A 25414-nucleotide genomic window follows, 5' to 3' on the forward strand; every position below is an offset into this window, starting at 1 on the left:
TTCAGCCTCTCTTAGGTGTATTCCTGCATTCCCTTTTCTTTCAACATTTCGACGATTTCCTTTACCTCTTGCGCCTTATCTTTGGCACAAATCAGAAGCGCATCCTTGGTATCTGCAATAATCAGGCCATCGATACCGATTGTTGTAATTAACCGTTTTTCCCCATAGATAATAGAATTTCGCGTTTCGATGCCGAGGTAATTTGCTTTGACAATATTACCGTATTCATCTGGAGGAAATATCGCACCAAGTGCATCCCAACTTCCAATATCGTTCCAGCCGAAATCGCCAGCAATGACTACAACCTCGTCACACCGCTCCAAAATGCCGTAGTCGATTGAAATGTTTTGCAGTAAAGGATAGATTTCATTGATCATTTCTTCTTGGCGATCTGTGCCCATATAGGCCATTAAGGGTAGCATTGTTTTGTAAAGCCTCGGAAGGAACCTTTTAAAATTGTCGATAATACTTGAAGTTTTCCAAATAAACATACCGCTGTTCCATAAATGATGACCGGATGCAAGGTAAGACTGYGCCTTCACAAAGTTAGGCTTTTCCACAAATTCAGCTACCTCAAAAACGCTGCAGGGCTTCGTCATGAACGGTTCACTTTGGTAGGAAATATACCCATAACCAGTCGATGGAAACGTGGGCTTGATGCCAATTGTAACGATCTTACCTGTATCCATGGCAATCGTGCAGGCCTCATCCAATGTTTTCTTGAATTTATCTTCTTCAGTAATATGATGATCAGAAGGAAATACAACCATCAAAGAGTCGCCATGATGTTTTTCGATAAATAAGGCGGCCAACAAGATACTCGCCGCTGTATTCTTGGCTACAGGCTCAGCTAAAATATTTTTGGGCTGAACACTCAAATGCATAATGCTTTCGAGTAACACAGCTTGAGACCGATTGGTCACGATGATGGTATTTTCCATCGGAATGACCCCGTTAAAGCGCTCAATGGTATCATTTAACATAATATCGTTGCCGCTTATGTTCAGCAGTTGTTTCGGCAGTTCCTGCCGGGATAAAGGCCAAAATCGGGTTCCACCCCCACCAGCAAGAATCGTGGCAAATTTATTCATTATGCATGACCATATGAGCCATCAAGTAGGAAACGATGTTCTCAGAGCCTTGATTTAAATTTAATCCTGTTGCATGTATGCCATCGTAACAGCCGCCCGTCTCGGCATCAATTAATGATTCATTACGCGAATTACGCCCGTGAAACCAGTTATAACATAAAGACGCTTTGGCAAAATACGAATGAGTCCCCAACGTTTTGTAGGCTTCCAAACAGGCAAACAGCATCTCGCAAGCCTCTATCGGTTGCTCATCATACAAAGCCGCATCGCAGCCCCGTTTTAGCCAACCATGACTTCCTACAGGTTTAAAATAGCCTTCATTCGAAAAAGTGATCGATGCCAGGAAATCAAAACTTTCTTTGGCACTTTGCTGAAATTCTTCTGCATTGGAAAATTGCGATGCTTTGAATAGTGACCACGGCAGCATAGCATTGCCATAAGTAATGCTATCCTCAAACCACTGCCACCCCTCCCCCTTATTGCCTTGATACTGCATATGCAGCCGCATGGCTAATTCCTCAATTAACGATGCGATCAGAGCATGAGGCAGGAAAGCGGGATCTTCCTTTTCCCCACTTGGATAAGGGAACTTATAGGCTAAAGCTTGCGGCGTCTCCAGCATATACGTCAATCCGATGATCGCATAGGCCATCGCTCGCGGAGATCTCAAAGGCTTCACATGTAGAAGAGTCTGATTGATCATATATCTACATGTATTTTGCAAATTATCAGGCACAGAGGCTTCCGATAGCGTATATCCAAGTGCCCACAAACACCGGCCAAGGCAATCCTCGGACCCCGTTTTTTCAATAAATACACGATTGTAATCCATAAAATTTCTAAAGCTTCCATCTTCATTTTGTGCATGGTGGATAAAGGCCAAATAAATGTGAATGAGATCCAAGGATTCCTTATCTTTTCTGCTCTTATACAGCATGACGGCAGCAATCAGTGCCMTTGCATTATCATCTGATGTATACCCTTTGGAACGGTCAGTAATACCAAATTTAGTATGCTGAAAGATTCCTGTGTCATCCGTCAATCTGCCTAAATAATCAACTAGCAGCGGCTTCGTCATCAGTTCCCCCATTAAACCGCGTTTCCTTTTACCACATAACGGTTAGTTATCGTTTCACGAAAAAGTGCTGCATAAGACTTAGCTACCTCGTTCCACATCATCGTTCTTCCAAGTTCAAGAGTTCTGTTTTCCATCTCAGTCTTCAATTCCGGATGGTCAAGTATGTTCAATATATGATTTTCTAAGGAAGCAGAATCATGGAAGTTCGCCAGCAGTCCTCTTCCGTCGGCTAACATCTCAACGGCGTAGCGGTATGGTGTCGAAATAATAACCCTTCCATAACCAATTCCGTAAGCGAGTGTTCCACTTACAGCCTGATCCCTGCCCAGATAGGGTGTTATATAAATATCCGATAATACGAGAGATTGAACGACTTCCTCCTGCGTTAAATGCTTGTCGACGAAAGCAACATTATGTTCTAAGCCAAGCGTAGACACCAGATCCATCAGCTTTTGCCTGTAGACTTCCCCGACTTCTTGTTTGACAACTGGATGTGTTTTGCCCCATATGATATAAAGGGCTTCTGGATGCTTGGCCACAATTCCGCTCATGGCTTCAATGGCATATTCAATACCTTTACCAGGACTTAAAAAACCGAAGGTCGAAAGAATTTGCCGGTTGGAATAACCTAGACGCTCTTTAAGCTCAATTCTCGATTCGGTTTCTACGAAAGGAACACCATGATGAAACATGGCAATTTTTTCGAGGGCAATGCCGTATACTTCCTGCAAATCCTGCACTTTATTATTCACCATAGTGATAGCCTTATAGCTCAGATCAGCGAGCCTCTTCATGATAAAACGCTGTTTAGGACTGGGTTCGGACAACACAGTGTGAAAAATAACAATGAACGGAATTTTCAGCTTTTCAGCCAAGTCCAGAACATATTCTCCACTTTCTCCTCCGTAAATACCAAACTCATGCTGAATCACCAGCAAATCTATGTTTGAATGATTCAGTTCCATCGCTGTTTGGCTATAATCCGCACGTTTATGCTGGCCAATCTGACCCATAACCTGATGACCGTAAGCATAAGCCTTGTCATTGTTAACCGCGATGATTCGGGGTGGATTAAAGTCATGGATACGTTCGATCTCGTTCATCATATCTTGTGAAAAAGTAGCTAAGCCGCACTCTCTCGGCAAACTAGTTCCCAAAAATGCCACATTGCGCTTGATTATGTTTTTCCCCATAGTAAATCCTCCTATTTTTTATAAATTATTACAGTAGATAATAAAAAAAGAAATAAAGATAACTTTATTTCCAAATTGAATCTATATGCATTTGTCTAAAGGATATCGCCATAATTCCCGCTACAATTTCCGCTCCTATCTGCTTCTTAAACCTTAACACGACCATATTTTCTTGTCAATGCAACGGAATTCATGCCTCCCTCGTTTGACAAGCAGGGAACTTGTGATAAGATTAAAGCATGACAAGAAAATATGGTCATTGACGAACTGATTAGACATTACATTGCTAATCGGTTTTTTATTGTATGTTTGATCGCATCTATACATGATTTTTTCCCATTCGATTAGGAGGCAACAAATGATGAGTAATTCTATCCAGTTAAACGAACGGGCTAAACTAAGTAAGTCTCAAATCAGTCAACTGAGAAAACAAGGACATGTTCCTGCAATTGTATATGGTAATGACATTGGCAGTATCCCTGTCATCGTTAGTGAAAAAGATATACTTTCAACCATAAAGCGGAATCCGCGCGCAATTCTGAATGCAGCTATGCCGGAAATAGGGAACAAACCTGTATTAATTCAAAATGTTCAGAGAGACCCCATATCCAAACAGATCATCCACGTTGATTTTTATCAATTGAATATGAACGTAACTATGGATTCGAAAGTAACGATTCATTTCTCTGGTGAACCGTTAGGCGTCAAAGAAGGTGGAATTCTTCAAGTCGAATTGCACGAAGTAGAAGTTCGTTGCATGCCGGATAAGTTGCTTAGTGCATTTGAAGTTGATATTAGCGGACTTGGCATAGGTGACCATTTACACGTTTCCGATCTTGCATTTCATGAAGGTGTAGAGGTGCTATCTAATTCTGGTGCGCTGCTTGTTAAAATCTCACATGCTCATGCCGAGGAAGCCATCGTCGTTCCAGCCTAATTAGCAAGTAAATATAAAAGGGAACCATGTAGGTTCCCTTTTATATTTGATCTTCCTCTTCATGAATAACAACGATAAATTGACCAGGACTAACATTAAAATACTTGCATAATCGCCATATAAGATCGCGTGGATACTGTACCATCTCATCCTTATACATCTTGCGTACAGAATCAAAATGATAATCAATATCTTTTGCGAGTTGTCGGATCGATAAGTTTGGATCTTTTGCTCTCATAATTTCTTTTAAATTACTGTGAACCCCCGGCATGCCTACACCCCTGATTGATCAATTAGCGAAGCTAAATATAAAAAAAGAAAACAATTGTAATATACTACTTGTTGACGGATTTCGTCAACTTCTAACTAAAACTCACTACGTTGAGACTTGATACAACTTGATGAAGTTATTCGTTAACCAACCATCGGAGTCCGAGTCAGAAGTTATCTCTTACAGCACTTGAATTTCTGTATGTGGAGAGAGCATTTTGAACAATTCTTCCACGTTAATTCGGGCAAAATCATCCCTGAATGCGCTGCCGCGGAATACAACACGAAGAGGTTGATCCTCGGCAATCCTCTTCATGACTGATTCTGATACCTCTTCATCGAAACAAGCGATTAAAGAATTACCCGCAACGTAATGGACGGTCTTGCCCTCCATGCTTCTTGCTTCCATGGGCAACGACAGTTCCAAGCCGCATCTTAGCATCACCTGGATCAGCAAGTCCTCACCTGTACGGTCGTCTTTCATGTTGGAAGCTAAATCATCCAAGCGATACACCCGAAAACCATAGTCAATCGATACCTTGGTTTCATCACTAATTTTCTTGGCGGCACGACGAATTCGTTCTTTACCAATATCACAGATGTTTCTATACCCATCTTTAAATGCTTCCGACTGTTCATCTATAGCTTCTGGTAATTGCACCATAATAAATCTGCGATTGCCATCATCTTCAGCATTCAACTGCATGACCGCATCGGCTGTTGTTGCAGAACCGGAGAAGAAATCCAATATGATGTCGTCATTCTTGCAATTCGAAATCTGTAGGATCTTCTTTAATAAGCGTGTCGGTTTTGGCCCATCAAAATAGCCTTTATTATCAAATAACTTTTTAACTTCCTGCCTACCCTCTTGATTATGTCCGACCTCTTGATGCAACCATATGGTCAGTGGCACCATCCCGTCCTGAACATTGCTTAGAAATCTTTTTAATCGAGGTGTATTGCTACCCGACTTCCCAAACCAGATTCGATTATCATCAATTAATTTGTTCATTTTTTCTTTCGAGGTAAACCAACACCTTCCATTCGTAGGGTAAACCTCTCTACCACTTGGCGTTGTTATTACATAATTATAATTTTCAGAATAGGTTTTAACTGTTAGATTATCTGAAGCCCATGCGCCTCTTGGATCTCCATCGGGGTTTTTATATCTACTATTGGTTTCTTCTGATCTTGGTAATAATTTAATATTGAAATTATCAATATTGCGGGCATAAACAAGGATATAGTCATGACTAACCGAAAAGTGTTTAGCATCATTTTTGGGAGCAAATGCCCTTTGCCAGACAATGGAGGCAACAAAGTTTCCACCCCCGAATATCTCATCACACAATTTTCTCAAGTTATGCATCTCTTTGTCGTCGATACTGATAAAGATGACGCCATCTTCTCTAAGCAAATTCCTTGCTAGTTTTAGCTTTGGATACATGTCAGATAACCAGTCACTGTGAAACCTGCCGTCAGTCTCCGTATCCTGAAGCATACGAATCCCCGTTGCACTGACCTGTCCTGATTTCACTAAATAGTCATCCACCGATTCCTTGAAATCATCTTTATAGGTAAAATCTTTGCCAGTATTGTATGGCGGATCAATATAAATACATTTAACTTTATTTAAATATGATTCCTGTAATAGCTTCATTACGTCTGAATTATCACCCTCAATATACAGATTTTGAGTATCTTCCCAGTCGATGCTTTCTGTTTTTACAGGCCTTAATGTCTTATCAATAGACTTATTCGCATTGAGTATGGCCTCTTTCTTGCCCGGCCAGGTCAATTGATATCGTTCTTTGTCACCTTCAACAAGAAAATCAGAAAGCTCCTGCTTTAATAAATCAAAATCGACTGCTCGTTTGATCTTTCCATACTCATCTTTTACCTCGGTAATGACGTTAGGGAACAGATCAGCGATTTTATCTATATTTACTTGGGTCAAATCAGTTGATTTCATGGTCAGTTGGTTCATGGTTTGACCTCCAGTGTCATCAATCGTATTTATCTTCATCAACACGTTCTACACGATCGATAATTAATTCTATTTCGGTTTCGAAATTCAGATGTAATGGAGCAGGAAGCAGGTCGAATATATCTTGGATCATCTCGATTTCAAGCATAGCATCCAATGTAAGAGGCACGGTTTCTTGACGGAGTACCCAATCGCGGACCGTGTCAATGAATACATAGAACGAAGATTGAAATTGATCAGCAACAGCTTCCTTCTCATCGCTTTGATACGTGGTCATTGACTGCCAGTTGTGAAGTGTCATCTCTAAAGCTTGTTTGACTTGCGGATCCATAGGAGTGCTCCTTTGTTAATGGGGCTATATAAAAAAGAAAAAACCCTTATACACTAAGGGTTTCTTACATGTAAAACTGGGATGCGGTCGGGGGGATTTGAACCCCCACGCCTTGTGAGCGCCACCCCCTCAAGATGGTGTGTCTGCCGTTCCACCACGACCGCATAAGAGGAAAAAAATGACCCGTAGGGGACTCGAACCCCTGTTACCTCCGTGAAAGGGAGGTGTCTTAACCACTTGACCAACGGGCCATAACAACGATTCTGCCCATTAAGGACGACATGTTTTATTATAAAGGATTCTGCTTCCGTTGACAAGCCTAATTTATGGAAATAAATCCAGTTAACGCTGAAAAATAAGGAGCCCCCATGTCCACGTTAGAAAAAACATGGAAGCGCCCCTATTTCAACTCACTATTTAATTTTGAAATAAGATACGGATTCATTCAATGTATTCACCACAGACCTCAGCTGTTCCGACGCAGCAGCAATGTTCTGCATCATCGCAAGCTGCTCCTCCGTAGCCGCTGCTACGGTTTGAGATCTCGTAAGAATCTGAGACGAACTTGCAGCAGAATGATCCATCGTCGCAGAAATCTCTTCCGAGCTTGCTGACATTTGCTGTGTAATGGCCGATGTCTCATGGATCTGCGTGACGATATGCGTCACGGATTGCATGATCGTTTCGAAGCTCAGGTTCACTTCCTGCATCATTTGTGAGCCTGCGCTCACTTCCTGCTTGGTCGCATTCATCGACTGAGATACACTTTCAATCTCGACTCTCGTCTCATGAATTAACTGATTGATGCCATCAGCCGATTCGATAGATTGTGTAGCCAGTTTGCGGATTTCTTGGGCGACGACATTGAACCCCTTGCCATGCTCACCCGCTCTAGCTGCCTCGATCGAAGCGTTCAGCGACAAGAGATTGGTCATGTTTGCGAAACTGGTAATGCTCGATGCGATCTGGCCGATCTCATCAGACTTACGCGTGAGCGACTGTACCGTCATAGACAATTGCTCGACCGAGTTTAGCATATTCACAATTTGATGCTGCAGCTTCGAGAGCAGTTCATTACCAAGTGTTGCGTGCTGAGATGTCAGCGAGGAGTGATCGGCCATGACACTTGAATTCTCCGCAACGCGTTGAATCCCAATCGCCATCTCCTCAATCGCCCGGCTCGTCTCTTCACTGCTTCTTGCCTGTACTTCAACTTCCTGCGTCATTTCTTGAATATTCGCAGCCACATACTCCGCAGCGTGAGCGGACTCTTTGGAGCTATCCGAGAGCTCCACGGAAGCATCCTGCACGAATTGCGTATTGAACGCGATCGTACCGATCAAGCCCTTCATTTTCGCAACCATATCATCGACCGATTCTGAAATCTGACCCAGCTCATCCTGTGTATAGGTCAACTGCGGCTCATGACGCAAATCTCCTGCAGCAACTTTACCCGTGATGGACAAAATCCTACGAATCGTCAGCATGATTTTCCTGATCACGAATCCGCCTGCTCCCAACAGAATGACGATGATAACCGCCACGCCGATGTAAACCCCTTGTGCTGTTTTGTTATTTTCCTGCTCGATACTAACAATGCTATGTTTGGCATGTTCGTCCAAAATTTCACCAATGACATTCAGACCCTCGCGTCCTTTTTCAAAGGTTGCTGCCAGCTTCGCTTCATTCAAAACCCCTTTGCCAAAGCTCCCCGCTTGAACAACAGCATTCGCTTCTTTGACCCACTGATCGAAGGAGGCTTGGAAGCTCGCTGCACTTTGCTCAATCGTCACGTTCTTCTCAACTTGCGCGGTTTGCAATAATTGCTTATCTTTTAAAATGGTAACAGCCTGACCGACCCTTGTATTCGTTTGATCAATATTGTCTTTGAGCGCCTTCAGCTGAGCCGTCTTCTCTTCTGCCGTTAACATGCCCGATACTAACAGCTGATAGGCAGTTAAGGCCTGATACATATCACGATCGGCATTCAGAATGAGCGACGTGCTCTTCTCCGTTGTCTCATACAACGATGAGGTTAGTTCATCCGTAGTTGTCTTGTTTATCTGTAGTAGATACACACTCGTGCCTAAGTATAGCAGGGATGGAATCAATAGTAATAGGATAAGACGCACATGTATCGAAAATAATTTAGTCACTGGGAGTTCCTCCATCGTGAAGCTTTTTTATTCACTATAGAGTACAAACATTTAACTAGTATTAGAAAATTGTTAGATTAGGTTGAGATTGAGATGAACAAAAATAAGCCCAACGGCAAAATTGCCATTGAACTTATTTCGTGACGGAGAGAGAGGGATTCGAACCCTCGCACCGCTTACGCAGTCTAATCCCTTAGCAGAGGATCCCCTTATAGCCACTTGGGTATCTCTCCATATGGCTCCCCGAACAGGACTCGAACCTGTGACAACTCGATTAACAGTCGAGTGCTCTACCAACTGAGCTATCAGGGAATGAACAAGTCTTATTTTATTATGAAGGGGCTGGTAAGTCAAGTGTATACGATTTCAATTTTCCCCTACAATTCCCACAGGCAAATTTACGAACATCCATTTTACGCTTGCGAAAATATTCCGTCTTGCAATTCACACACTCCAGCCTGTATTTAAAAGCTTGCTTTACCTTAGGCCTCGGCAGGGATTGGCAGTACCGTGTACCTCCAACTTGGGCTAGTAAGGTTTTGAAATCATGATCACGATGTTGGTAGCCTCGCTTCAAAATATGCAAATGATAATGGCAGAGCTCATGCTTAATAATCTTTTCGATTTCATCCCGACCATAGGTCTCCCACTGGCTCCAACTGATCTCAATATCATGCGATTTCATAAAATAACGTCCACCCGTCGAACGCAATCTTCGGTTAAAACGCGCCTGATGAACGAAGGGTCTCCCAAACGATTCCATAGAAATTTGCTCGATCCATTGCTGCAGCTCTCGATCTTCCATCTACGAACACTCCCAATGACAAGTCACGAGTACGGCTAATGACAACCTATAATACTTCGAATGACAAGTTCTTACTTGAATTTGTACCGTATGTACGGCTATACTGTCAAGTAGAAAAGAAGATCGAACGCTCTATACAGAAAGGATTTGAACAGTTCCCATGCCACAAATGCGCTATGCGATATTGAAGCTTGACCAGCAACTGGAATTCGTCGAAATGCCTTCCTCCTATTCCTATCAATTAACGGCTTTGAACCAGCGGTTGCACAAAGAATTAGAGAAATTAACGGCTGATCATGTTCCTCAACTTCCACGCGTTATTGCTGAATGTGACGATTTGGAATTAATCGGTACGACCTATACGTTGATTCAAGGCTTGGATTACATCAATGGTCTCGAAAAAACATTCTCAAGCATCCAAGAAAAATCGTATCCTTTGATTTCCTTGTTGACTGAAATTCGTGCGTTGCAAGCTCAACTCGAACAATGGTACGAAGAGGAATTTGATCTCTAAAAATAAAGGACCTGCACCCAATTTCCTAAACCTTCATATGCTATAAGTACATGGCGAAGAAGGGGATGGGCATATGCCTCAATGGCTTTGTAATCAATTAATGCGTGCCTTCCAGAACAAAAACCTTAGACAAATCCGATTATTGAATGATAGCTGGTACTTTTACCGCACTCGCCGCTCACAAGAGGAGTGGCCTGACAGCCAATCAACGGACGGACCGAGCAAACGTAAGTTTTGATCAAAAAGCTAGTACTTGTGCCACAAGTGCTGGCTTTTTTGCCATGGATACATAGCGTTGCAACCCGTTGCTTAAAAGAACGAATTTTACGCCCTCGAGGACAAGAATAAAATAGTTGCATATTTGAAACATGCCCTCTATACTGTAAACAATTGTAACAAATAGTAAATGCAAAATACAAACAAATACCAATAAATGAGTGAAGCACACTCGAACTTGCAGATTATTCTGCCGTTCGTTTGTGCTTTTTTTGCGTATTGGCTATCAAAAGGAGGCTTAATTACATGCAGCAAAATAGTAGTCATTGGCTACGTAGGATGCGTGAGATGCATCAGCAGAAAAGAAATCAAAACCGCCTGCGGAATGAGGAAAGTCCCTCTGTCCGCTTCAAAAACAACGTGATCCCTTTGGAACAACGAAGGTCATCTCCCAACAGCAAACTACATCCCCCAACCATCGCTGAGCTTGAGGCGGACGTATGGGAGCTGCGGAAGCAGTTTATCCTCCAGATCGCCAATCGGCGTAATGGCAAAATTCGGCTTCAAGAAGTCGCAGCCGAGTGCAATGTGAATATTCGTATCGCTGCCGATTGGCTCATCCGCCTCTCGATGGAAGGGATACTTTCACTTATTGCTGGTCAGCGATATACGATGACTTATTTGGTGAAAGAGGTGGGAGGCGGGCAGAAGTAGGGGGATGATGGCGACATGGGGCCAAAGTTGCATTAGTCCGATATCTCCGAATTAAAACGAGTATTACTTGTGAGAAAAGACCAATAGTCCGATTCTGCCGAACTATTTACCTCTTTTCCCTGTGCAAGCGTTGTTTTGGTTGTTTTAGTTGGGTTGTTTAGGACTATTTAGGATTTAATGATGGAGTTAATGAGATTAATTCGGCAAATTCGGACTAATAGCTACAGAGGGAATAAGCCAACCCGAGGTAGTACCACAAATCGGATAAATCAAATTACGGTGCACGCAAAAAAGCAGCTGGGACCTAACTCCCAACTGCCTCTACGAACAATCAACTAACAATTGCCAACTACTCAGTGCTATCCTAAACCTGCTATTGTGGTTTCTTCATGGTTAAGCCGACGCGGCCTTTTTTCTGGTCCACGTTGAGTACCCATACTTGGACGATGTCTCCAACGGAAACCACATCCATCGGATGTTTCACGAAGCCGTTCTTGAGCTGGGATATGTGCACCAGCCCATCGTTCTTAATGCCGATATCGACGAAGGCACCGAAGTCGATAACATTACGCACTGTGCCGGTCAATTCCATGCCCGGCACAAGGTCCTCCAGCTGCAGCACGTCTGTGCGGAAGATCGGCGCAGGGACTTCGTCCCGCGGATCTCGCCCAGGCCGCTGCAGGCTGTCTAGGATGTCCCGCATCGTCGGGACACCTACGCCAAGCTTAGGAGCCAGCTCCTCTGGCTCCAGCGTCTGCAGCAGCGCTAGCAGCTGCTGAGAACCGAGCTGCGCGAGCTCGATGCGCAGCTCCTTAAACAGCCGATCCACCACGTCGTAAGACTCCGGATGGATCGGGGTGTTATCGAGCGGGTTCCGGCCGCCCGGAATCCGCATGAACCCGACACACTGCTCGAAGGATTTCGCGCCAAGGCGCGGAACCTTCGACAGCTCCTGGCGGGAGCTGAACTTGCCATTCTCCTCGCGATACTTCACGATGTTTTTCGCTAATGTCGCGTTAACCCCCGACACGTACGAAAGCAAGGACGGGGACGCCGTGTTCAAGTCCACCCCGACATGGTTAACGGCCGATTCTACAACGGCCTTCAAGTTCTCGTCCAGACGTTTCTGCGAAACGTCATGCTGGTACTGCCCGACGCCGATCGCTTTCGGCTCGATCTTCACAAGCTCCGCGAGCGGGTCCTGCAGCCTCCGCGCGATCGAAATCGCGCTGCGCTCGGCGACGTCGAGCTCAGGGAACTCCGTCTGCGCCAGCTTCGACGCAGAGTACACGCTCGCACCCGCTTCGCTGACGATCAAGTACTTGAGCTTCCGCTCCTTGATCTCACCGATCAGCTCCGCAACAAACTGCTCCGTTTCACGGGACGCTGTCCCATTCCCGATCACAATCAGCTCCACGCTGTATGCGCTGATCAGTTGCTTGAACTTCGCCTTCGCTTCCGCCACCTTATTATTCGGTGGGGTTGGGTAGGTGACGGCGATTTCAAGCATTTTACCGGTGTCGTCGATGACGGCCAGCTTACAGCCTGTCCGGTACGCTGGATCGACACCAAGCACCACATGGCCCTTGATGGGCGCTTGCAGCAGCAGATTTCGCAGATTTTCCGCGAAAATCTTAATCGCCTGCTCCTCGCCCATCTCCGTCATTTCACCGCGCACTTCGCGCTCGACCGAAGGAGCTAGAAGCCTTTTGTACGCATCCTCGACAATCGTGCGCAACACATCTCTTACAACCGAGTCACCTCTAACGATTTGACGAAGCATGTAGTCGTGAATTTTATCTGGTTGTACATCTAAACCAACCTTCAGAATTTCTTCCCGCTCCCCGCGATTAATCGCAAGAATTCGGTGCGGCGGCAGGCGCTTCACAGGCTCTTGATAGGCATAGTACATCTCATAGACAGACTCTGCCTTCGCATCCTTGGCCTCTGTCCGCATAATACCGTTATCCTGCGTGTATCGACGCACCCAGGCCCGTATTTTCGCATCATCCGCGATATTCTCCGCTAGGATATCCATCGCGCCTTGAATCGCCTCAGCGGCGCTTCCAACCTGCTTGTCCGCATTAATGTAACGCGAAGCCTCTTGCTCCAGCGAGCCTTGACGAGGCTGCTTCCAAATCCACATCGCAAGCGGCTCCAAACCGCGCTCCTTCGCAACACTAGCTCTCGTCTTCCGCTTCTGGCGGTAAGGTCTGTAGAGATCCTCGATTTCCTGCAGCTTCACAGCACGTTCAATCGAGCTGCGCAGCTCGTCCGTCAGCTTGCCCTGCTCATCGATTAAACGAACAACCTCGATTTTCCGATCCTCGAGATTACGCAAATACTGCAAGCGCTCCTCGATATCTCGCAGCTGGTTCTCGTCGAGCTCGCCCGTCATCTCTTTCCGGTAACGTGCGATAAACGGAATCGTGTTGCCCTCATCCAGCAGCTCCATCGTCGTCTTCACTTTGCCGTTAGGCAGCTGCAATTCAGCGGAGATTTGCTTCAGGATCCGCTCCTGAATCTCCGCTTTCTTCTCCGCAGGAACCTGGATCTTCTCCTTCGGTGCCTCGTACTCACTCGCCTTAGTCTCTAATCCTTGGGTTCCCGTATTCTGTCCTTCCGTCTCCACATTCGCCACAGTCATACCTCTCCTCTATTCAACGTATGTATACCGATGTACAAACCAAAAAACGAGGGTACCTATCGCCCTCGTCCGTTCCAGACCTTATTCAAAACTCTATCAGTCCCACACTAATTTGCAAAGCGTCGTCAACCTTTCGCATCGTTTCTTCATCCAAATGCGTAATTTTGTCCGTCAGCCGTTGCTTGTCGATTGTTCTGATTTGCTCAAGCAGAATGACCGAATCTCGATCGAAACCGTGCGTTTCCGCATCGATTTCCACATGCGTGGGAAGCTTTGCCTTTTGGATTTGAGCTGTAATCGCTGCAACAATCACAGTGGGGCTAAAGCGGTTGCCGATATCATTTTGGATCACTAGAACAGGACGGACTCCTCCCTGCTCCGATCCTACGACCGGCGAAAGATCTGCGAAAAATACATCGCCACGTTTCACAATCACGTCTTACACCCCGCTTACTAAGCGATCAAGCGTACCGTCCGCTTCTTCCTCCGCTTGAAAAGCTTCAGATGCCATGCTGAGATTTATTTTCGCCATTTCCATATACCCACGCTGCATGGATTCGCGTAGACTGCGCTTTTTGCGTTCAATTAAATACAGCTTCATTGCCTGACGAATGAATTCGCTCCGATTGGAGTTCTCCTTCTCAACAATCCCGTCCACTTCTTGCAACAGGTTGTCAGGCAAGCTAATCATGATCCTTTTCGTATTATGCGCATTGCTCACACTCTCGCACCCCCAGAAACGATACAAAGACAATATTACCAGTATGTCATTCCAAAAACCAAATTATACAATAGAATATATGCCTCCGGTATATCAAATATGTTACACCTTAAGATATAAGATTGTTATTACTAAGTATTCTATACGCTATTTGTGAATCCCTCTTCCATGCCTGCAAAATTTACATGGTAAATTCATGAAGTATTTTGCTTCAGCCTAATAACGGTGTCGCATGAGAGGATTTAAAGCCTCAACTCGTTCCCCATTTCGTACATAAACACGTGCTACACGATGTGAAATCATACAAATGATTTCATAATTGATCGTCCCAAGCAGATCAGCTACATCTTCCGCGGTAATTCGTTCTTCTCCCTGCTCTCCAATGAGGACAACCTCATCTAGAGTCGACACATCAGGCACATCCGATACGTTGATCATACATTGATCCATACAGATTCTGCCGACGATTGGCACTCTTTTGCCTCGAACCAGTACATCCGCTTTACCCGAAAGCATTCGCGAGTAACCGTCCGCATAGCCGATCGGCAAGGTTCCAATTTGCTCATCACCCTTGGTGTGATAAATCGTTCCATAGCTAACACCCGCGCCTGCTGGCAGCGTTTTGAGGTGGACAATCCCTGTTTTGAGGCTTAGTACCGGCTTTAACTCAATCTTCGTTTGATCCACATCCCCTGAAGGATACAGACCATACATTGAAATCCCGAGACGCACCATCGAATAGGTCAAGCCTGGCAAATCAATGGCCGCCGCGCTATTGCCCGCGTGAATATAAGGGAAGCTCACACTTTTATCTGTAAAATAGCTCACAATCCGCTCGAATCGACCGTATTGCTCCAGCGTATAGCTTTTATCGACTTCATCTGCATTCGCATAATGCGTAAACAGACCTTCTACTTCCACACCTGGCAGCGTCAACGCTTCCTCTATAAAAGGAATCGCATCTGCTTCCGTATGCAAGCCGAGTCGCCCCATGCCGGTATCCAGCTTGATATGGATTTTCAGCTTCTTCTGCGATGTGTTCTCCTGCTTACGTCCTTGCGCACGGAGCGCTTCCAACACGTCACGACTGTACACCGCAATGGTTACATCCAACTCCCGTGCCCGATTAATTCCTTCAGGCGGCGTGTAGCCGAGAACAAGAATGGGCGCAATAATCCCTGCATTTCGGAGCTCCAAAGCTTCATCAAAGAACGCGACACCCAAATAATCCACACCCGCGGCGAGAACCTCCTTGGATACCTCTACTGCCCCGTGTCCGTAAGCATCCGCTTTAACGACTGCCATCTGCTTCATGCCCGCAGGCAGTACCTTCTGAAATTGTTCAATGTTGCTTCTCAGCGCATCTAACGATATTTCCACCCACGTGGGCCGATAAAAAGCATCCACCAGCGTTCACCTCTTCTATCCACTTCCAAGTAAATTTGTGTTTATGTTGATCCCGATTTCGAAATGTAGTTCATTTACGTAATATGGCTTACAAGCAACACTTTTTGTGTTTTTTGCCGCTGCCGCATGGGCAAGGATCATTACGTCCAATTTTGCTTTGTTCCGAAGCAGGTTTCGGGACACTCTTCAGTACATAAGCCGCTTCATTCACAAAATAACGGAAGACGCGGTTACCTGACTCTTGTACGGTCATCACCTCTGGTTTTCTCTGAAAACCATACTTCATCTCCGAGTCCGGCAAGAATTGTGCTTGGATCAATCCGAAACGCACCAATATCGTTGCTACCGCGTGCAAGAACACATCAGTGCTTGTATCCAGCAGGATCCCGGATTGGCGATGTTTATCCCATTCTTTTTTCACATTGTGCTCAATTCCAACTGGCCAGCTTGCTAACACACTTGCGATTGCTCTTCTCCAAGCCTGAATATCTTCGGGACGACCACCCTCATTGACTTCCTCCAGAATCCCCCAAGCTAACTTGTTCCAAAGTGTGTCTAAAAGAAGGACTGCCTGCTCCGGCTCCGAAAGCGACAAGAAATTAGCCAATTGCTTCGCATTTACCGTAAGTTGTGTTCCTTCTTCCGTCATTCCCAGCACTAACGCTACATAGAAAAAGAATTGGTACACCGGCTCTTGGTCTTGATTCAATGTTGGCTTTCGGAAAAGCTGCAGATTCTGCTGCTCATCGAAATCGCTCCAGAACTTCCGCGGCAAATGCTTCCGCGCAGCGGACAATTTCACATTCTTCCCGTCCTGTACAGCCTCTAGAAACGCTTTAAATTCTCCGACGATTTGCGGTACAGGCGTCCGCCCATCCATCCATAGCTGAAGCAGCTTCGGGTCAACCACGAGTGGTTTGAGCTTCCGCTTGGAAGACGGCGTATGTTCTTCAATATGTGCTTCTATATCATTCGAGTTCAGCCAACGTTCCAGCGCATAGTCATTGTCAGCTCCCATGTACTGCTCGAATCGTTCTTCGAAATAAGATTTATACTTACAAACTTCATTCAGTGAAGTGTATTGTTCTTTTGAAATTCTAGATGTCATCTGAAGGAATTGAATCCACTTTTTGAAAGAAGTCAAATAAGCACCGATATCGGATTCCTTCGTGCTAAGCACGTGACTAATAGAGAATCGACCTAAAAAATCAACAATCGTTTCGCCTTGCAAATCCTCATAACTAATTTCATAACGAACACAATACTCCGTCGTCACAAAACGTATGCGATCTACATGCTTTTGGATGGTATCTGCTTTTAATTTACCTTCATCCGTTAAATACGTCTCGAAGGCAATCGACTCATTTTCCCAGAACAATAACTGCTCTTCCCATGTTAAATTATCAATTGTTTTCATCTCAAACACTCCAATTATCTATTCGCTCCAAAGTTGCATTATACCAAAAAAACGACCGTTCGTGGGAGTTGGTTAAATCTTCTTGCGAATTTTCATAAATTTTATGGCTATATATACGAAAAAAAACAGAAAAGCCCTACACCTAAGGGTGCAGGGCCATCTCATTTAACATAAAATCGAGATTATTTCCCAGACTGTCCGTCCGTTGCCATCGCGACTTGAATCATTTCATTTACTGGCATATCGCCCGTGAACATACGGAACTCAACACCATCGTTCGTCCAAGTGAGTGTTCTAGGCTCATCCTTCGACTCATTCCCCGTGATTACCCCAACCGTGAACCCGAGATCTACGATGTCCCCTGGTGGCAACGCTACGGATTTGGCTTGAGGTCTAACCTCGATCAGATTGAAGCTATATTTCCCTTTATATCGTAAAAGCACCGCGGCATCTTCACCAAGCTTCATATCACTGATGTCTTGCTTCACAACATCTTTAGGCAGGTAATACGGCTCAACAATACCAATTTTTTGTGCTTTGGCAGCTGTTGGCGCCGATTTCGTCGCATCTGGCTTCGTCGCACCCGTGGCTTTGGATTGATCGGATTGTCCACCAGTCGCGGACAGGTTTTTGTCCGTTACTGATTTGTCACCAGTTGCTGCTGGGTGATCCGCATCTGTGACAGCAACATCAGACATTGTCGGCATCGTTTGCTGCAAATTCCAGCTGGTCATATTGCGCTCCATTTGGAAATAATCCTTATCAAACTTCGTATCGAATTCAAAATTCGTGAAATTCACTTGCACCAATACATTCTGATTCGCATCTGACACTTGAACTTGCGCAGGTGCGAGTGTTTTCTTATTCAGCCAGATTTTCTGGCGGGAGAGCTGTTCATTCTGATAGTTCGCGGCAACATCGAACACGTAAGCATCCTTGTCCGTCGTGAATTGACGATCCTTATCTTCAATGATACTCTTCGCTAAAGATTGGAACAGATACACTTGACCTTGATTCTCAGGCCAATCACTTTGGAAGCGGAAGCTCTTCTTCAAGTGCGGCGTCAAGACGAACACGCCTTCTTCATTACGCAGAACAATCTGCGTAACATCCTTCGTTGCATTTGTCAGGGAAATCCGATAGAAATGCTCCGGCGAATACGCGACCTCAACCGAGTACTCCTGTGGCTGCTGCCCCGTGTTTAGAATCATGCTGCCTGATGCTTGATAGCTGCTCGACTTACCAATCACATGATCCAAATCCTTTACGATAGATCCTGCATCCTTTTTACCCATCCCGCACCCTGCGAGAACCAATGCTACGCACATTACCACTGCTACCATCCATGTGACCCGGCGCATTCGATCATCCCCTCACTCATGATTAACATCAACATAGTACATGCATATGAGGGGACTTGTTCGATTATGCAGACGAGTTGGGGCTTGGCCGTGAAAAAGCTAAGGTAAACAATTTTTCTAAAATTAAGCTACCTTTCAGGTTGAATGCATAATTTATTCACAGTCGTCTGGAATGATAGTTGGGAAGAACCACATCTATGAACCGGGGGAGTTATTTTTGATTAAAAACCACAGAATCGCGCTGCAAGCATCACGAGGAGCCGCAGCATTCTTCGTTCTTCTGTTTCATACTTCAGCTATGTCCTTCAGGTACTTTCAATTCGACTTTCTAGGGATCGGCACTATAGGCCGTTCAGGAGGAGTAGACTTCTTTTTCTTACTTACTGGATTTCTCCTGTATCATACATATGGCCACAAAATCGGAACTAAAATAACCGTATTACCCTATTTAACGAATCGACTTATACGCATTTATCCATTCTACTGGTTAATTACGCTCGTTGTGCTGCCCGTCTATTTCTTTGTTCCAAGCTTTGGCTACGGATATGAGACCCATAAAGATACCATCATCAAATCATTACTACTGCTCCCCCAAACTCATGGTCCGGTACTGCCTGTCGCGTGGTCGTTAAGTTATTTTGTACTATTTTACTTTGTGTTCAGTCTTCTTATGGCTCTTGGGAAAAAGCCAGCCTACTTCTTAGTTTCCATATGGATTACAATAACACTCTGCCATTTTTTTAATGTACCAGTGATAAGTACTGATATTGATCGGCATTTCTATCTAAACTTCCTATTCAGTGAAGTTAACTTAGAATTTATCACAGGCTGTTTATTGGCCAAATGGGCTGAGCATTATAAAAATAAAAACTTCAAATGGTTGATAATACTTGGTGCCCTTGGCTTTATGCTGATATGGATAAATAACAAGTACCTTCTTCTTCCTTTTCACAATACTCTGCTTTACATCATTCCTGCTTCATTTGTTTTATTAGGCGCTTCATCTGTTCCTGAACAACTTCAATTGCCATTTTGGGTGAAGAGCTTGAGCAAGCTAGGAAATGCTTCCTATACGATTTTATTAACGCATCTATTGTTTATTTCAATTTTAATGAAGTTGAGTGTGGCGACTCATCTTGTTGACGATCTTGGCTTCTTTTTCACAGATCTACTTATTGTGACGATGACCGTTCCCCTTTGTTATATGACCTATAGACTTGCTGAGAAACAGCTTGTGACAGGACTCAGAGACGCAACAATGTTACGATCTTCCAACTCATCAAGTTCTATCTAACTCCGCATCCTTCAACAAAGGGTGCTTTTCATCTTTTGCAGATAAAATAGGGTTGATCGTTGGCCACGATATGCCGATTGCTGGATCACTCCATAGAATTCCTCTGTCATGCTGTGGCGAATAATAGGCATCGACCTTATACAGTACCTGTGTCCTTGGCTCTAATGTACAGAAACCGTGGGCAAAGCCCTGTGGAACTAGTAACTGTCGCTTATTGGCGGCGCTGAGCATAATACCAACCCATTGACCAAATGTAGTTGAGCTTGAACGAATGTCCACCGCCACATCGTAAATTGCCCCCGCTATTACCCTGACAAGCTTCGTTTGCGCATGTGGGTTCAATTGATAATGAAGCCCGCGCAGCACGCCAACTTCTTCCGAAAGCGAATGATTATCCTGCACAAAATCCATCGTAATCCCCTGCTCTGCCAGCTTCGCGGCATGAAAGCTTTCCATAAAAAAGCCCCGATGATCTGCATGGACCTCAGGTTCAACGATCACAAGTCCTGATAAAGCTGTTGTTGTAATCTTCATACTTCCTCTCACCTCGTTCTAACATATGCAAGAGAATTGTAGAAAGCCTTAGACAATGGTTTATAGGCAGGTGACGACCCCTACGTAGTTTGGGCTCCTTTCACGCGTAAAAAAGGCCGCCCAGAGCTTCATAGCCCCAGCAGCCTTTTCCTTGTATGAGATGCATCTACCACATATACACGATACCCGCAATAATACCTGCCCAAATCAGGGAACCGAACACCACACCAACTATCAAGCCTTTGCCTATCGACAATTGATCATCTTGGTAAGCGTCTTCATGATCGATCATAGCCAAAACCTCCCCGCCTACTCAGTATATGCAATAGTATGGGGAAAATGTTGGCGAATCATGCGGGTAGTTAGAAAAAATTTTAGTACGCGTTCTTATTGATAAATCCGTTAACGACCGTTCTCCAAATAATTTTAATATCAAATAAAAAAGTCCAGTTTTCAATGTAGAAAATATCATGCTTAATCCGTTCCTCGATCGACGTATCGCCGCGCAAGCCGTTGCTCTGCGCCCACCCCGTAATACCAGGCCTAATGTGATGCTTCACCATATACTTCGGTACTTCTTCCTTAAATTGTTCCACGAAAAAAGGACGCTCCGGCCTTGGCCCAACCACACTCATATGCCCAAAAAGCACATTGAAGAACTGAGGCAGCTCGTCGAGACTTGTTTTGCGTAGGAATGTGCCGACCTTCGTTCGCCGCGGGTCATTCTCCACTGTCCATTCCGTATTCGAAACAGTATCCCCAAGCACCTTCATGCTGCGGAACTTGTACATCATGAAGTTTCTACGATTCAGTCCCACGCGTTCTTGCTTAAAGATGATGGGACCATCTGAGGTGAATTTGATGGCTATGACTGCGGCTAACATAACAGGAAGTGTAATGATAATAGCAACGAAAGCAAAAACGATGTCAAATGCTCTTTTAAATATACGATTTCTGAACTCATCCAAAGGTATATCACGTACATTAATCAGCGGCATATCCGCGAAATTATCGAAATAAGGTCGTGACGGTAGGAAATCATAAAAATCGGGAATGATGAGCGTTTTGACACCAGCTTTTTCACAAACATTAATGATATTTCCGTACTTCGTATGAGCGTCCAATGGGAGCGCAATAATGACCTCATCCACGATAAGCTTATTCAAAATAGGCTCTAATTCTTCAATCTTCCCTAGGACCGGTTTAAAATTATGATAAGGCATTTCATGCTTTTCTTGAAAATCATCGAGGAAACCAACCACTTCATACCCTAACTCTGGGTGTTGTTTCAACTTTGTATAGAACTGACGGCCTAATGAGCCTGCACCAAGAATGAGAATGAATTGCTTGTTATAACCCTTTTGGCGGACACGTTTCAGCGCGATTTTGATCATATAGCGGTAGAAGCTTATGAAAAGAATATTATTTACTAGGAAAAGTAGCAGATACGAACGAGAGACATCCAACTCTTTGAGAATAAACAATACACTGAGCAGCATCAATAAGCTAAACGCATGTACTTGAATGATTTTCAAAACCTCAAAAGAGAATCGTTTTCTCCGCTTCGGCGTATAGAAGTTCACCAAATAGCTTATAAAAATCGCGATAATCGCGTAAGTTATACTCCACATCACATAATGTTTAAAAGGCAAAGGAGAAGCGTAGGGAATCAAACCGCTTTTAAATTTCAACCACCATGAAAGAAGAAACACGAGCTGAATGCTTATGAAATCGGCTAAAGCATATAATTGGGTCAAGAATCCTTGACTCTGTCGAATCAAACGTGATCACCTCGTTGGACGTAATTTATTTCGAGCTAGGGACAGGCCAAACTTCAAACCTACTCCTACGTAAACCATCGCATTCGTTAGCCATGAGTACTTCTTCCGATAATGCTTATTATGAAACAAAATCATCGCTCGATGGAACTCATAGATGATTTTATACGGCTTACGACGACTACTTGCCCCTTTATGATGGACAATCTGTGTGCGAGGATAATAATAGTTAACCCATCCGGCTTCCTTTATCCTATAACACCAATCAATGTCTTCTCCATACATAAAAAATTCCTCATCCAGCATTCCCACCTGCTCGATCGTCTCGCGGCGTATTAGCATGAATGCACCGACAAGAGAGTCGATGGGGTAAGATTGGTTTGGATCTAAATAACCAAGTTGATATTGATTAAACCGCGGGATGTTTGGGAATAGCTTGGCAAATCCAAACGCATAGTAGAATGACGCAGAGGGCGTTGGGAAGCCCCGCTTGCAGGCTTTGTCGAGAGAACCGTCGGGTAACACGATTTTGCAGCCGCTAGCGCCTACAGTGGCGTTCTCGTCCATAAAACGGAGCATAATGTCTAATGTGTCTTGTTGAACGATCGTGTCGGAGTTCAGAAGTAGGACGTATCGACCCTGGGCAATGCGTATACCCTGATTGTTGGCTCTGGAGAAACCGACGTTGTCGGTATTAGTGATTGTAGTCACAAGTGGGTACCATTCGTTCACCGCTTCGATTGTGCCGTCGTTAGACGCGTTATCGATAAGGATGATTTCATATGTGTATGCTGTAGTTGACGAAAAAACCGATGCAATACAAGCTAGAGTCAGATCTTTCGTTTTGTAGTTCACGATGATAATAGATAAATCCAAGCGATGACCTCATTTTTGGGTTGATATCTGTCATTATAACACGGCAATATTAAAATTAGCCTAAAAAAATAAGACTAGCGGCTGCTAATCTTAGGTAAATTTATTTGGTGAACCATTTGTTTAGTTGGGGTGAGGCTACTCAGAACCATTCCAAATTCGAGCTAAGCCAGATCCCGTTTTTTAAATTTGATATTAAACACACTAATCGCTTTCCTTTAATTATTCTCAAGCTCCTTTAAAAAAGCCTGTAGACCTTCCCTCCAAGGGCGTAAATCCTCAAATCCATTCGCACGAATCGCTTCATGCTCCATCGCTGAATTCCTTGGTCTGGGAGCAGGCCTCGGAAACTCTTCCGTACTACAAGGCTCCACCTTGATGCTCGAGCCACTTTCTTCAAAAATGGCAGAAGCAAAGTCATACCAAGAGCAAACGCCAGTGTTAGATGCATGATAGACACCGTAGCGGTCTGTCCGAATAAGTTGTTCAAGAAACCCCACAAGATCCACTGTGTACGTTGGGGAACCGAACTGGTCACTCACAACCTTTAGAGAATCTTGTGTTTTCGCTAAATGCAGCATTGTTTTTACAAAATTGTTGCCATAGATGCCATAAACCCAAGACGTTCGGACGATAAAATGTTTTGATGATATCGATTGAACATGCATCTCACCAGCTCGCTTCGACTTACCATACACACTTTGAGGGTTAGTTGCGTCATCTTCTCGATAAACCTTCACAGCTTTACCATCAAAAACATAATCCGTACTAATGTAGACGAATTTAGCCCCAATTTGCTCAGCTGCAAGAGCGAGATTGCGTGTTCCGTGACCATTCACTTTAAATGCCATCTCTTCATCAGTTTCTGCTGCATCTACAGCTGTGTAAGCAGCACTGTGAATGATGACATCAGGATTTATCTCCTTGAGAATCTGGAAGCATTTGGCTTCGTTCGTAATATCTAACTGCTCTCTTGAGAGACCGTGAACCTGATGCTTTTGACCAAGCAGTTTTACAATATCTTGTCCAAGCTGCCCTTTCGCTCCGGTTACAACGATCCTCATAATTGAGCACCTAACCTCGAACCGTATTGCTCATTGAAATACCTTTGATATTCACCTGTTTGAATTCGTTTCCACCAGTCTTGATTCTCCAAGTACCAGCGAATCGTCTCGTGAATACCTGTTTCAAAATTATGCTTTGGCTTCCAGCCAAGTTCATTTGTAATCTTCGTCGCATCAATACCATAACGGCGGTCATGGCCAAGACGATCCTTCACGAACTTCATCAGAGATTCAGGCTTGCCAAGCTCCTTAAGAATCGTTTGGATAATTTGAATATTCGTTCTCTCATTATTCCCGCCGATATTATACACTTCACCGCTGATCCCGTTATGAAGAACCAAATCAATTGCACTACAGTGATCCTCTACGAATAACCAATCTCTAATATTCAAACCGTCACCATATACAGGCAATTCCTTTTCACTTAAAGCATTAGCTATCATCAATGGGATTAGCTTCTCTGGGAACTGATATGGACCATAGTTATTGGAACAGCGAGTAATGTTTATATTTAGACCAAAGGTCTCATGATATGAACGTACAAGCAGATCAGATCCTGCTTTACTTGCAGAATACGGACTATTCGGAGCTAGTGGAGTTTCCTCTGTGAAAAGTCCCGTCTCTCCAAGACTTCCGTACACCTCATCTGTCGATACATGTACAAACTTCTTAACGGCATGTTGCCTTGCTGCTTCAAGCAAAACCTGTGTACCTAGCACATTTGTCTTCACGAAAACATCTGGTTCTAGAATGCTACGGTCTACGTGCGATTCCGCGGCGAAATGAACAACGGAATCTACGCCATGAGCGAACAGGCTGTTCACAAGTTCGGTATTGGTAATATCACCTTTGACGAAAGTATATTGACCATTTCCTTGTATAGATGTGAGATTCTCTAAATTGCCCGCATACGTCAAGGCATCTAAATTAATGAGTTCATAACAAGGGTAACGATCTAGCATGTAATGAACGAAGTTACTTCCGATGAATCCTGCTCCGCCTGTAACGAGAATTTTCATATGGGTA

At 44.3% G+C, this 25414-nt stretch carries 25 protein-coding genes and 4 tRNA genes; 5 read left to right on the plus strand and 24 right to left on the minus strand.

Annotated features, from left to right (window positions below; genetic code table 11):
- Window positions 1-11: 11 nt before the first annotated feature.
- From AC1DVJ_RS01440 to AC1DVJ_RS01450, 3 genes are read right to left on the minus strand one after another with little or no spacing between them, the layout of a single operon-like run.
- Window positions 12-1091, minus strand: a complete 1080-nt coding sequence (locus AC1DVJ_RS01440; RefSeq protein ID WP_477587784.1) for a mannose-1-phosphate guanylyltransferase — start codon at window positions 1089-1091, stop codon at window positions 12-14.
- Window positions 1084-2181 (minus strand): glycosyltransferase, encoded by a 1098-nt coding sequence (locus AC1DVJ_RS01445; RefSeq protein WP_477587786.1) that lies wholly within the window; start codon window positions 2179-2181, stop codon window positions 1084-1086. Before AC1DVJ_RS01445 ends, AC1DVJ_RS01440 begins: the two co-directional genes overlap by 8 nt.
- Window positions 2181-3362, minus strand: coding sequence for a glycosyltransferase family 4 protein (locus AC1DVJ_RS01450; RefSeq protein WP_477587788.1), 1182 nt, complete (start codon window positions 3360-3362; stop codon window positions 2181-2183). Before AC1DVJ_RS01450 ends, AC1DVJ_RS01445 begins: the two co-directional genes overlap by 1 nt.
- Window positions 3363-3723: 361 nt before the next feature.
- On the opposite strand from AC1DVJ_RS01450, the gene AC1DVJ_RS01455 reads away from it, so the two are divergent.
- Complete coding sequence (locus AC1DVJ_RS01455; RefSeq protein ID WP_477587789.1) at window positions 3724-4299, plus strand: 50S ribosomal protein L25; 576 nt, start codon at window positions 3724-3726, stop codon at window positions 4297-4299.
- Window positions 4300-4339: 40 nt separating this feature from the next.
- Here AC1DVJ_RS01455 and AC1DVJ_RS01460 read toward each other — a convergent pair whose 3' ends face one another.
- The 9 genes from AC1DVJ_RS01460 to AC1DVJ_RS01500 all read right to left on the minus strand — a co-directional run bounded on the left by AC1DVJ_RS01460 (window position 4340) and on the right by AC1DVJ_RS01500 (window position 9848).
- Window positions 4340-4570: a helix-turn-helix domain-containing protein gene (locus AC1DVJ_RS01460; RefSeq protein ID WP_477587790.1), complete on the minus strand. Its 231-nt coding sequence runs from the start codon at window positions 4568-4570 to the stop codon at window positions 4340-4342.
- A gap of 180 nt (window positions 4571-4750) precedes the next feature.
- Window positions 4751-6556 (minus strand): site-specific DNA-methyltransferase, encoded by a 1806-nt coding sequence (locus AC1DVJ_RS01465; RefSeq protein WP_477587792.1) that lies wholly within the window; start codon window positions 6554-6556, stop codon window positions 4751-4753.
- A gap of 19 nt (window positions 6557-6575) precedes the next feature.
- Window positions 6576-6887: a hypothetical protein gene (locus tag AC1DVJ_RS01470; protein WP_477587793.1), complete on the minus strand. Its 312-nt coding sequence runs from the start codon at window positions 6885-6887 to the stop codon at window positions 6576-6578.
- An 82-nt stretch (window positions 6888-6969) separates the two neighbouring features.
- Window positions 6970-7051, minus strand: a tRNA-Leu gene (locus AC1DVJ_RS01475).
- Between the two features lie 15 nt (window positions 7052-7066).
- Window positions 7067-7138, minus strand: a tRNA-Glu gene (locus tag AC1DVJ_RS01480).
- A gap of 162 nt (window positions 7139-7300) precedes the next feature.
- Window positions 7301-9043 carry a methyl-accepting chemotaxis protein gene (locus AC1DVJ_RS01485; RefSeq protein ID WP_477587795.1) on the minus strand — a complete coding sequence of 581 codons (1743 nt, stop codon included), beginning with the start codon at window positions 9041-9043 and terminating at the stop codon, window positions 7301-7303.
- Between the two features lie 144 nt (window positions 9044-9187).
- A tRNA-Ser gene (locus AC1DVJ_RS01490) sits at window positions 9188-9276 on the minus strand.
- 3 nt (window positions 9277-9279) lie between these two features.
- Window positions 9280-9355 (minus strand) — tRNA-Asn (locus AC1DVJ_RS01495).
- Window positions 9356-9374: 19 nt separating this feature from the next.
- Complete coding sequence (locus tag AC1DVJ_RS01500; protein WP_477587797.1) at window positions 9375-9848, minus strand: SprT family protein; 474 nt, start codon at window positions 9846-9848, stop codon at window positions 9375-9377.
- Window positions 9849-10008: 160 nt separating this feature from the next.
- Here AC1DVJ_RS01500 and AC1DVJ_RS01505 point away from each other — a divergent pair, with 160 nt between their 5' ends.
- The 3 genes from AC1DVJ_RS01505 (at window position 10009) to AC1DVJ_RS01515 (ending at window position 11292) form a co-directional block, all read left to right on the plus strand.
- A complete protein-coding gene (locus AC1DVJ_RS01505; protein ID WP_477587799.1) occupies window positions 10009-10362 on the plus strand; it encodes a hydrolase/acyltransferase in 354 nt (117 codons plus the stop codon).
- A 73-nt stretch (window positions 10363-10435) separates the two neighbouring features.
- The gene (gene cmpA, locus AC1DVJ_RS01510; RefSeq protein ID WP_477587801.1) at window positions 10436-10600 is read left to right on the plus strand and encodes a cortex morphogenetic protein CmpA; all 165 of its coding nucleotides are present in this window, start codon (window positions 10436-10438) and stop codon (window positions 10598-10600) included.
- A 284-nt stretch (window positions 10601-10884) separates the two neighbouring features.
- Window positions 10885-11292, plus strand: a complete 408-nt coding sequence (locus tag AC1DVJ_RS01515; RefSeq protein ID WP_477587803.1) for a hypothetical protein — start codon at window positions 10885-10887, stop codon at window positions 11290-11292.
- 373 nt (window positions 11293-11665) lie between these two features.
- Here AC1DVJ_RS01515 and AC1DVJ_RS01520 read toward each other — a convergent pair whose 3' ends face one another.
- The 6 genes from AC1DVJ_RS01520 to AC1DVJ_RS01545 form a co-directional block, all read right to left on the minus strand.
- Window positions 11666-13939 (minus strand): Tex family protein, encoded by a 2274-nt coding sequence (locus tag AC1DVJ_RS01520; RefSeq protein ID WP_477587805.1) that lies wholly within the window; start codon window positions 13937-13939, stop codon window positions 11666-11668.
- A gap of 85 nt (window positions 13940-14024) precedes the next feature.
- Window positions 14025-14375 carry a type II toxin-antitoxin system PemK/MazF family toxin gene (locus AC1DVJ_RS01525; RefSeq protein ID WP_028553893.1) on the minus strand — a complete coding sequence of 117 codons (351 nt, stop codon included), beginning with the start codon at window positions 14373-14375 and terminating at the stop codon, window positions 14025-14027.
- A 3-nt stretch (window positions 14376-14378) separates the two neighbouring features.
- Complete coding sequence (locus AC1DVJ_RS01530; RefSeq protein WP_028553892.1) at window positions 14379-14660, minus strand: CopG family ribbon-helix-helix protein; 282 nt, start codon at window positions 14658-14660, stop codon at window positions 14379-14381.
- Window positions 14661-14876: 216 nt separating this feature from the next.
- Window positions 14877-16067 carry an alanine racemase gene (alr, locus tag AC1DVJ_RS01535; protein WP_477587807.1) on the minus strand — a complete coding sequence of 397 codons (1191 nt, stop codon included), beginning with the start codon at window positions 16065-16067 and terminating at the stop codon, window positions 14877-14879.
- A gap of 88 nt (window positions 16068-16155) precedes the next feature.
- On the minus strand, window positions 16156-17484 hold the full coding sequence (locus AC1DVJ_RS01540) for a YecA family protein (protein ID WP_477587809.1): 1329 nt from the start codon (window positions 17482-17484) through the stop codon (window positions 16156-16158).
- A gap of 182 nt (window positions 17485-17666) precedes the next feature.
- Window positions 17667-18845 (minus strand): LolA family protein, encoded by a 1179-nt coding sequence (locus tag AC1DVJ_RS01545; RefSeq protein ID WP_477587811.1) that lies wholly within the window; start codon window positions 18843-18845, stop codon window positions 17667-17669.
- Between the two features lie 217 nt (window positions 18846-19062).
- Between AC1DVJ_RS01545 and AC1DVJ_RS01550 the strand changes: the two genes are divergently transcribed.
- Complete coding sequence (locus AC1DVJ_RS01550) at window positions 19063-20139, plus strand: acyltransferase family protein (protein WP_477587813.1); 1077 nt, start codon at window positions 19063-19065, stop codon at window positions 20137-20139.
- Here the strand turns inward: AC1DVJ_RS01550 and rfbC are convergent.
- The 6 genes from rfbC to rfbB form a co-directional block, all read right to left on the minus strand.
- On the minus strand, window positions 20125-20673 hold the full coding sequence (rfbC, locus tag AC1DVJ_RS01555; protein ID WP_477587815.1) for a dTDP-4-dehydrorhamnose 3,5-epimerase: 549 nt from the start codon (window positions 20671-20673) through the stop codon (window positions 20125-20127). The genes AC1DVJ_RS01550 and rfbC overlap by 15 nt on opposite strands.
- A 166-nt stretch (window positions 20674-20839) precedes the next feature.
- Window positions 20840-20965: a hypothetical protein gene (locus AC1DVJ_RS01560; protein WP_477587817.1), complete on the minus strand. Its 126-nt coding sequence runs from the start codon at window positions 20963-20965 to the stop codon at window positions 20840-20842.
- Window positions 20966-21047: 82 nt separating this feature from the next.
- Window positions 21048-22454: an undecaprenyl-phosphate glucose phosphotransferase gene (locus tag AC1DVJ_RS01565; protein WP_477587818.1), complete on the minus strand. Its 1407-nt coding sequence runs from the start codon at window positions 22452-22454 to the stop codon at window positions 21048-21050.
- A gap of 6 nt (window positions 22455-22460) precedes the next feature.
- Window positions 22461-23327: a glycosyltransferase family 2 protein gene (locus AC1DVJ_RS01570; protein ID WP_477587819.1), complete on the minus strand. Its 867-nt coding sequence runs from the start codon at window positions 23325-23327 to the stop codon at window positions 22461-22463.
- Window positions 23328-23542: 215 nt separating this feature from the next.
- Window positions 23543-24388 carry a dTDP-4-dehydrorhamnose reductase gene (rfbD, locus tag AC1DVJ_RS01575; RefSeq protein ID WP_477587820.1) on the minus strand — a complete coding sequence of 282 codons (846 nt, stop codon included), beginning with the start codon at window positions 24386-24388 and terminating at the stop codon, window positions 23543-23545.
- The gene (gene rfbB, locus AC1DVJ_RS01580; RefSeq protein WP_477587821.1) at window positions 24385-25407 is read right to left on the minus strand and encodes a dTDP-glucose 4,6-dehydratase; all 1023 of its coding nucleotides are present in this window, start codon (window positions 25405-25407) and stop codon (window positions 24385-24387) included. The genes rfbD and rfbB overlap by 4 nt, the downstream gene beginning before the upstream one ends.
- Window positions 25408-25414: the final 7 nt, after the last annotated feature.

The sequence above is a fragment of the Paenibacillus sp. P4_A9 genome (genome assembly GCF_056402415.1).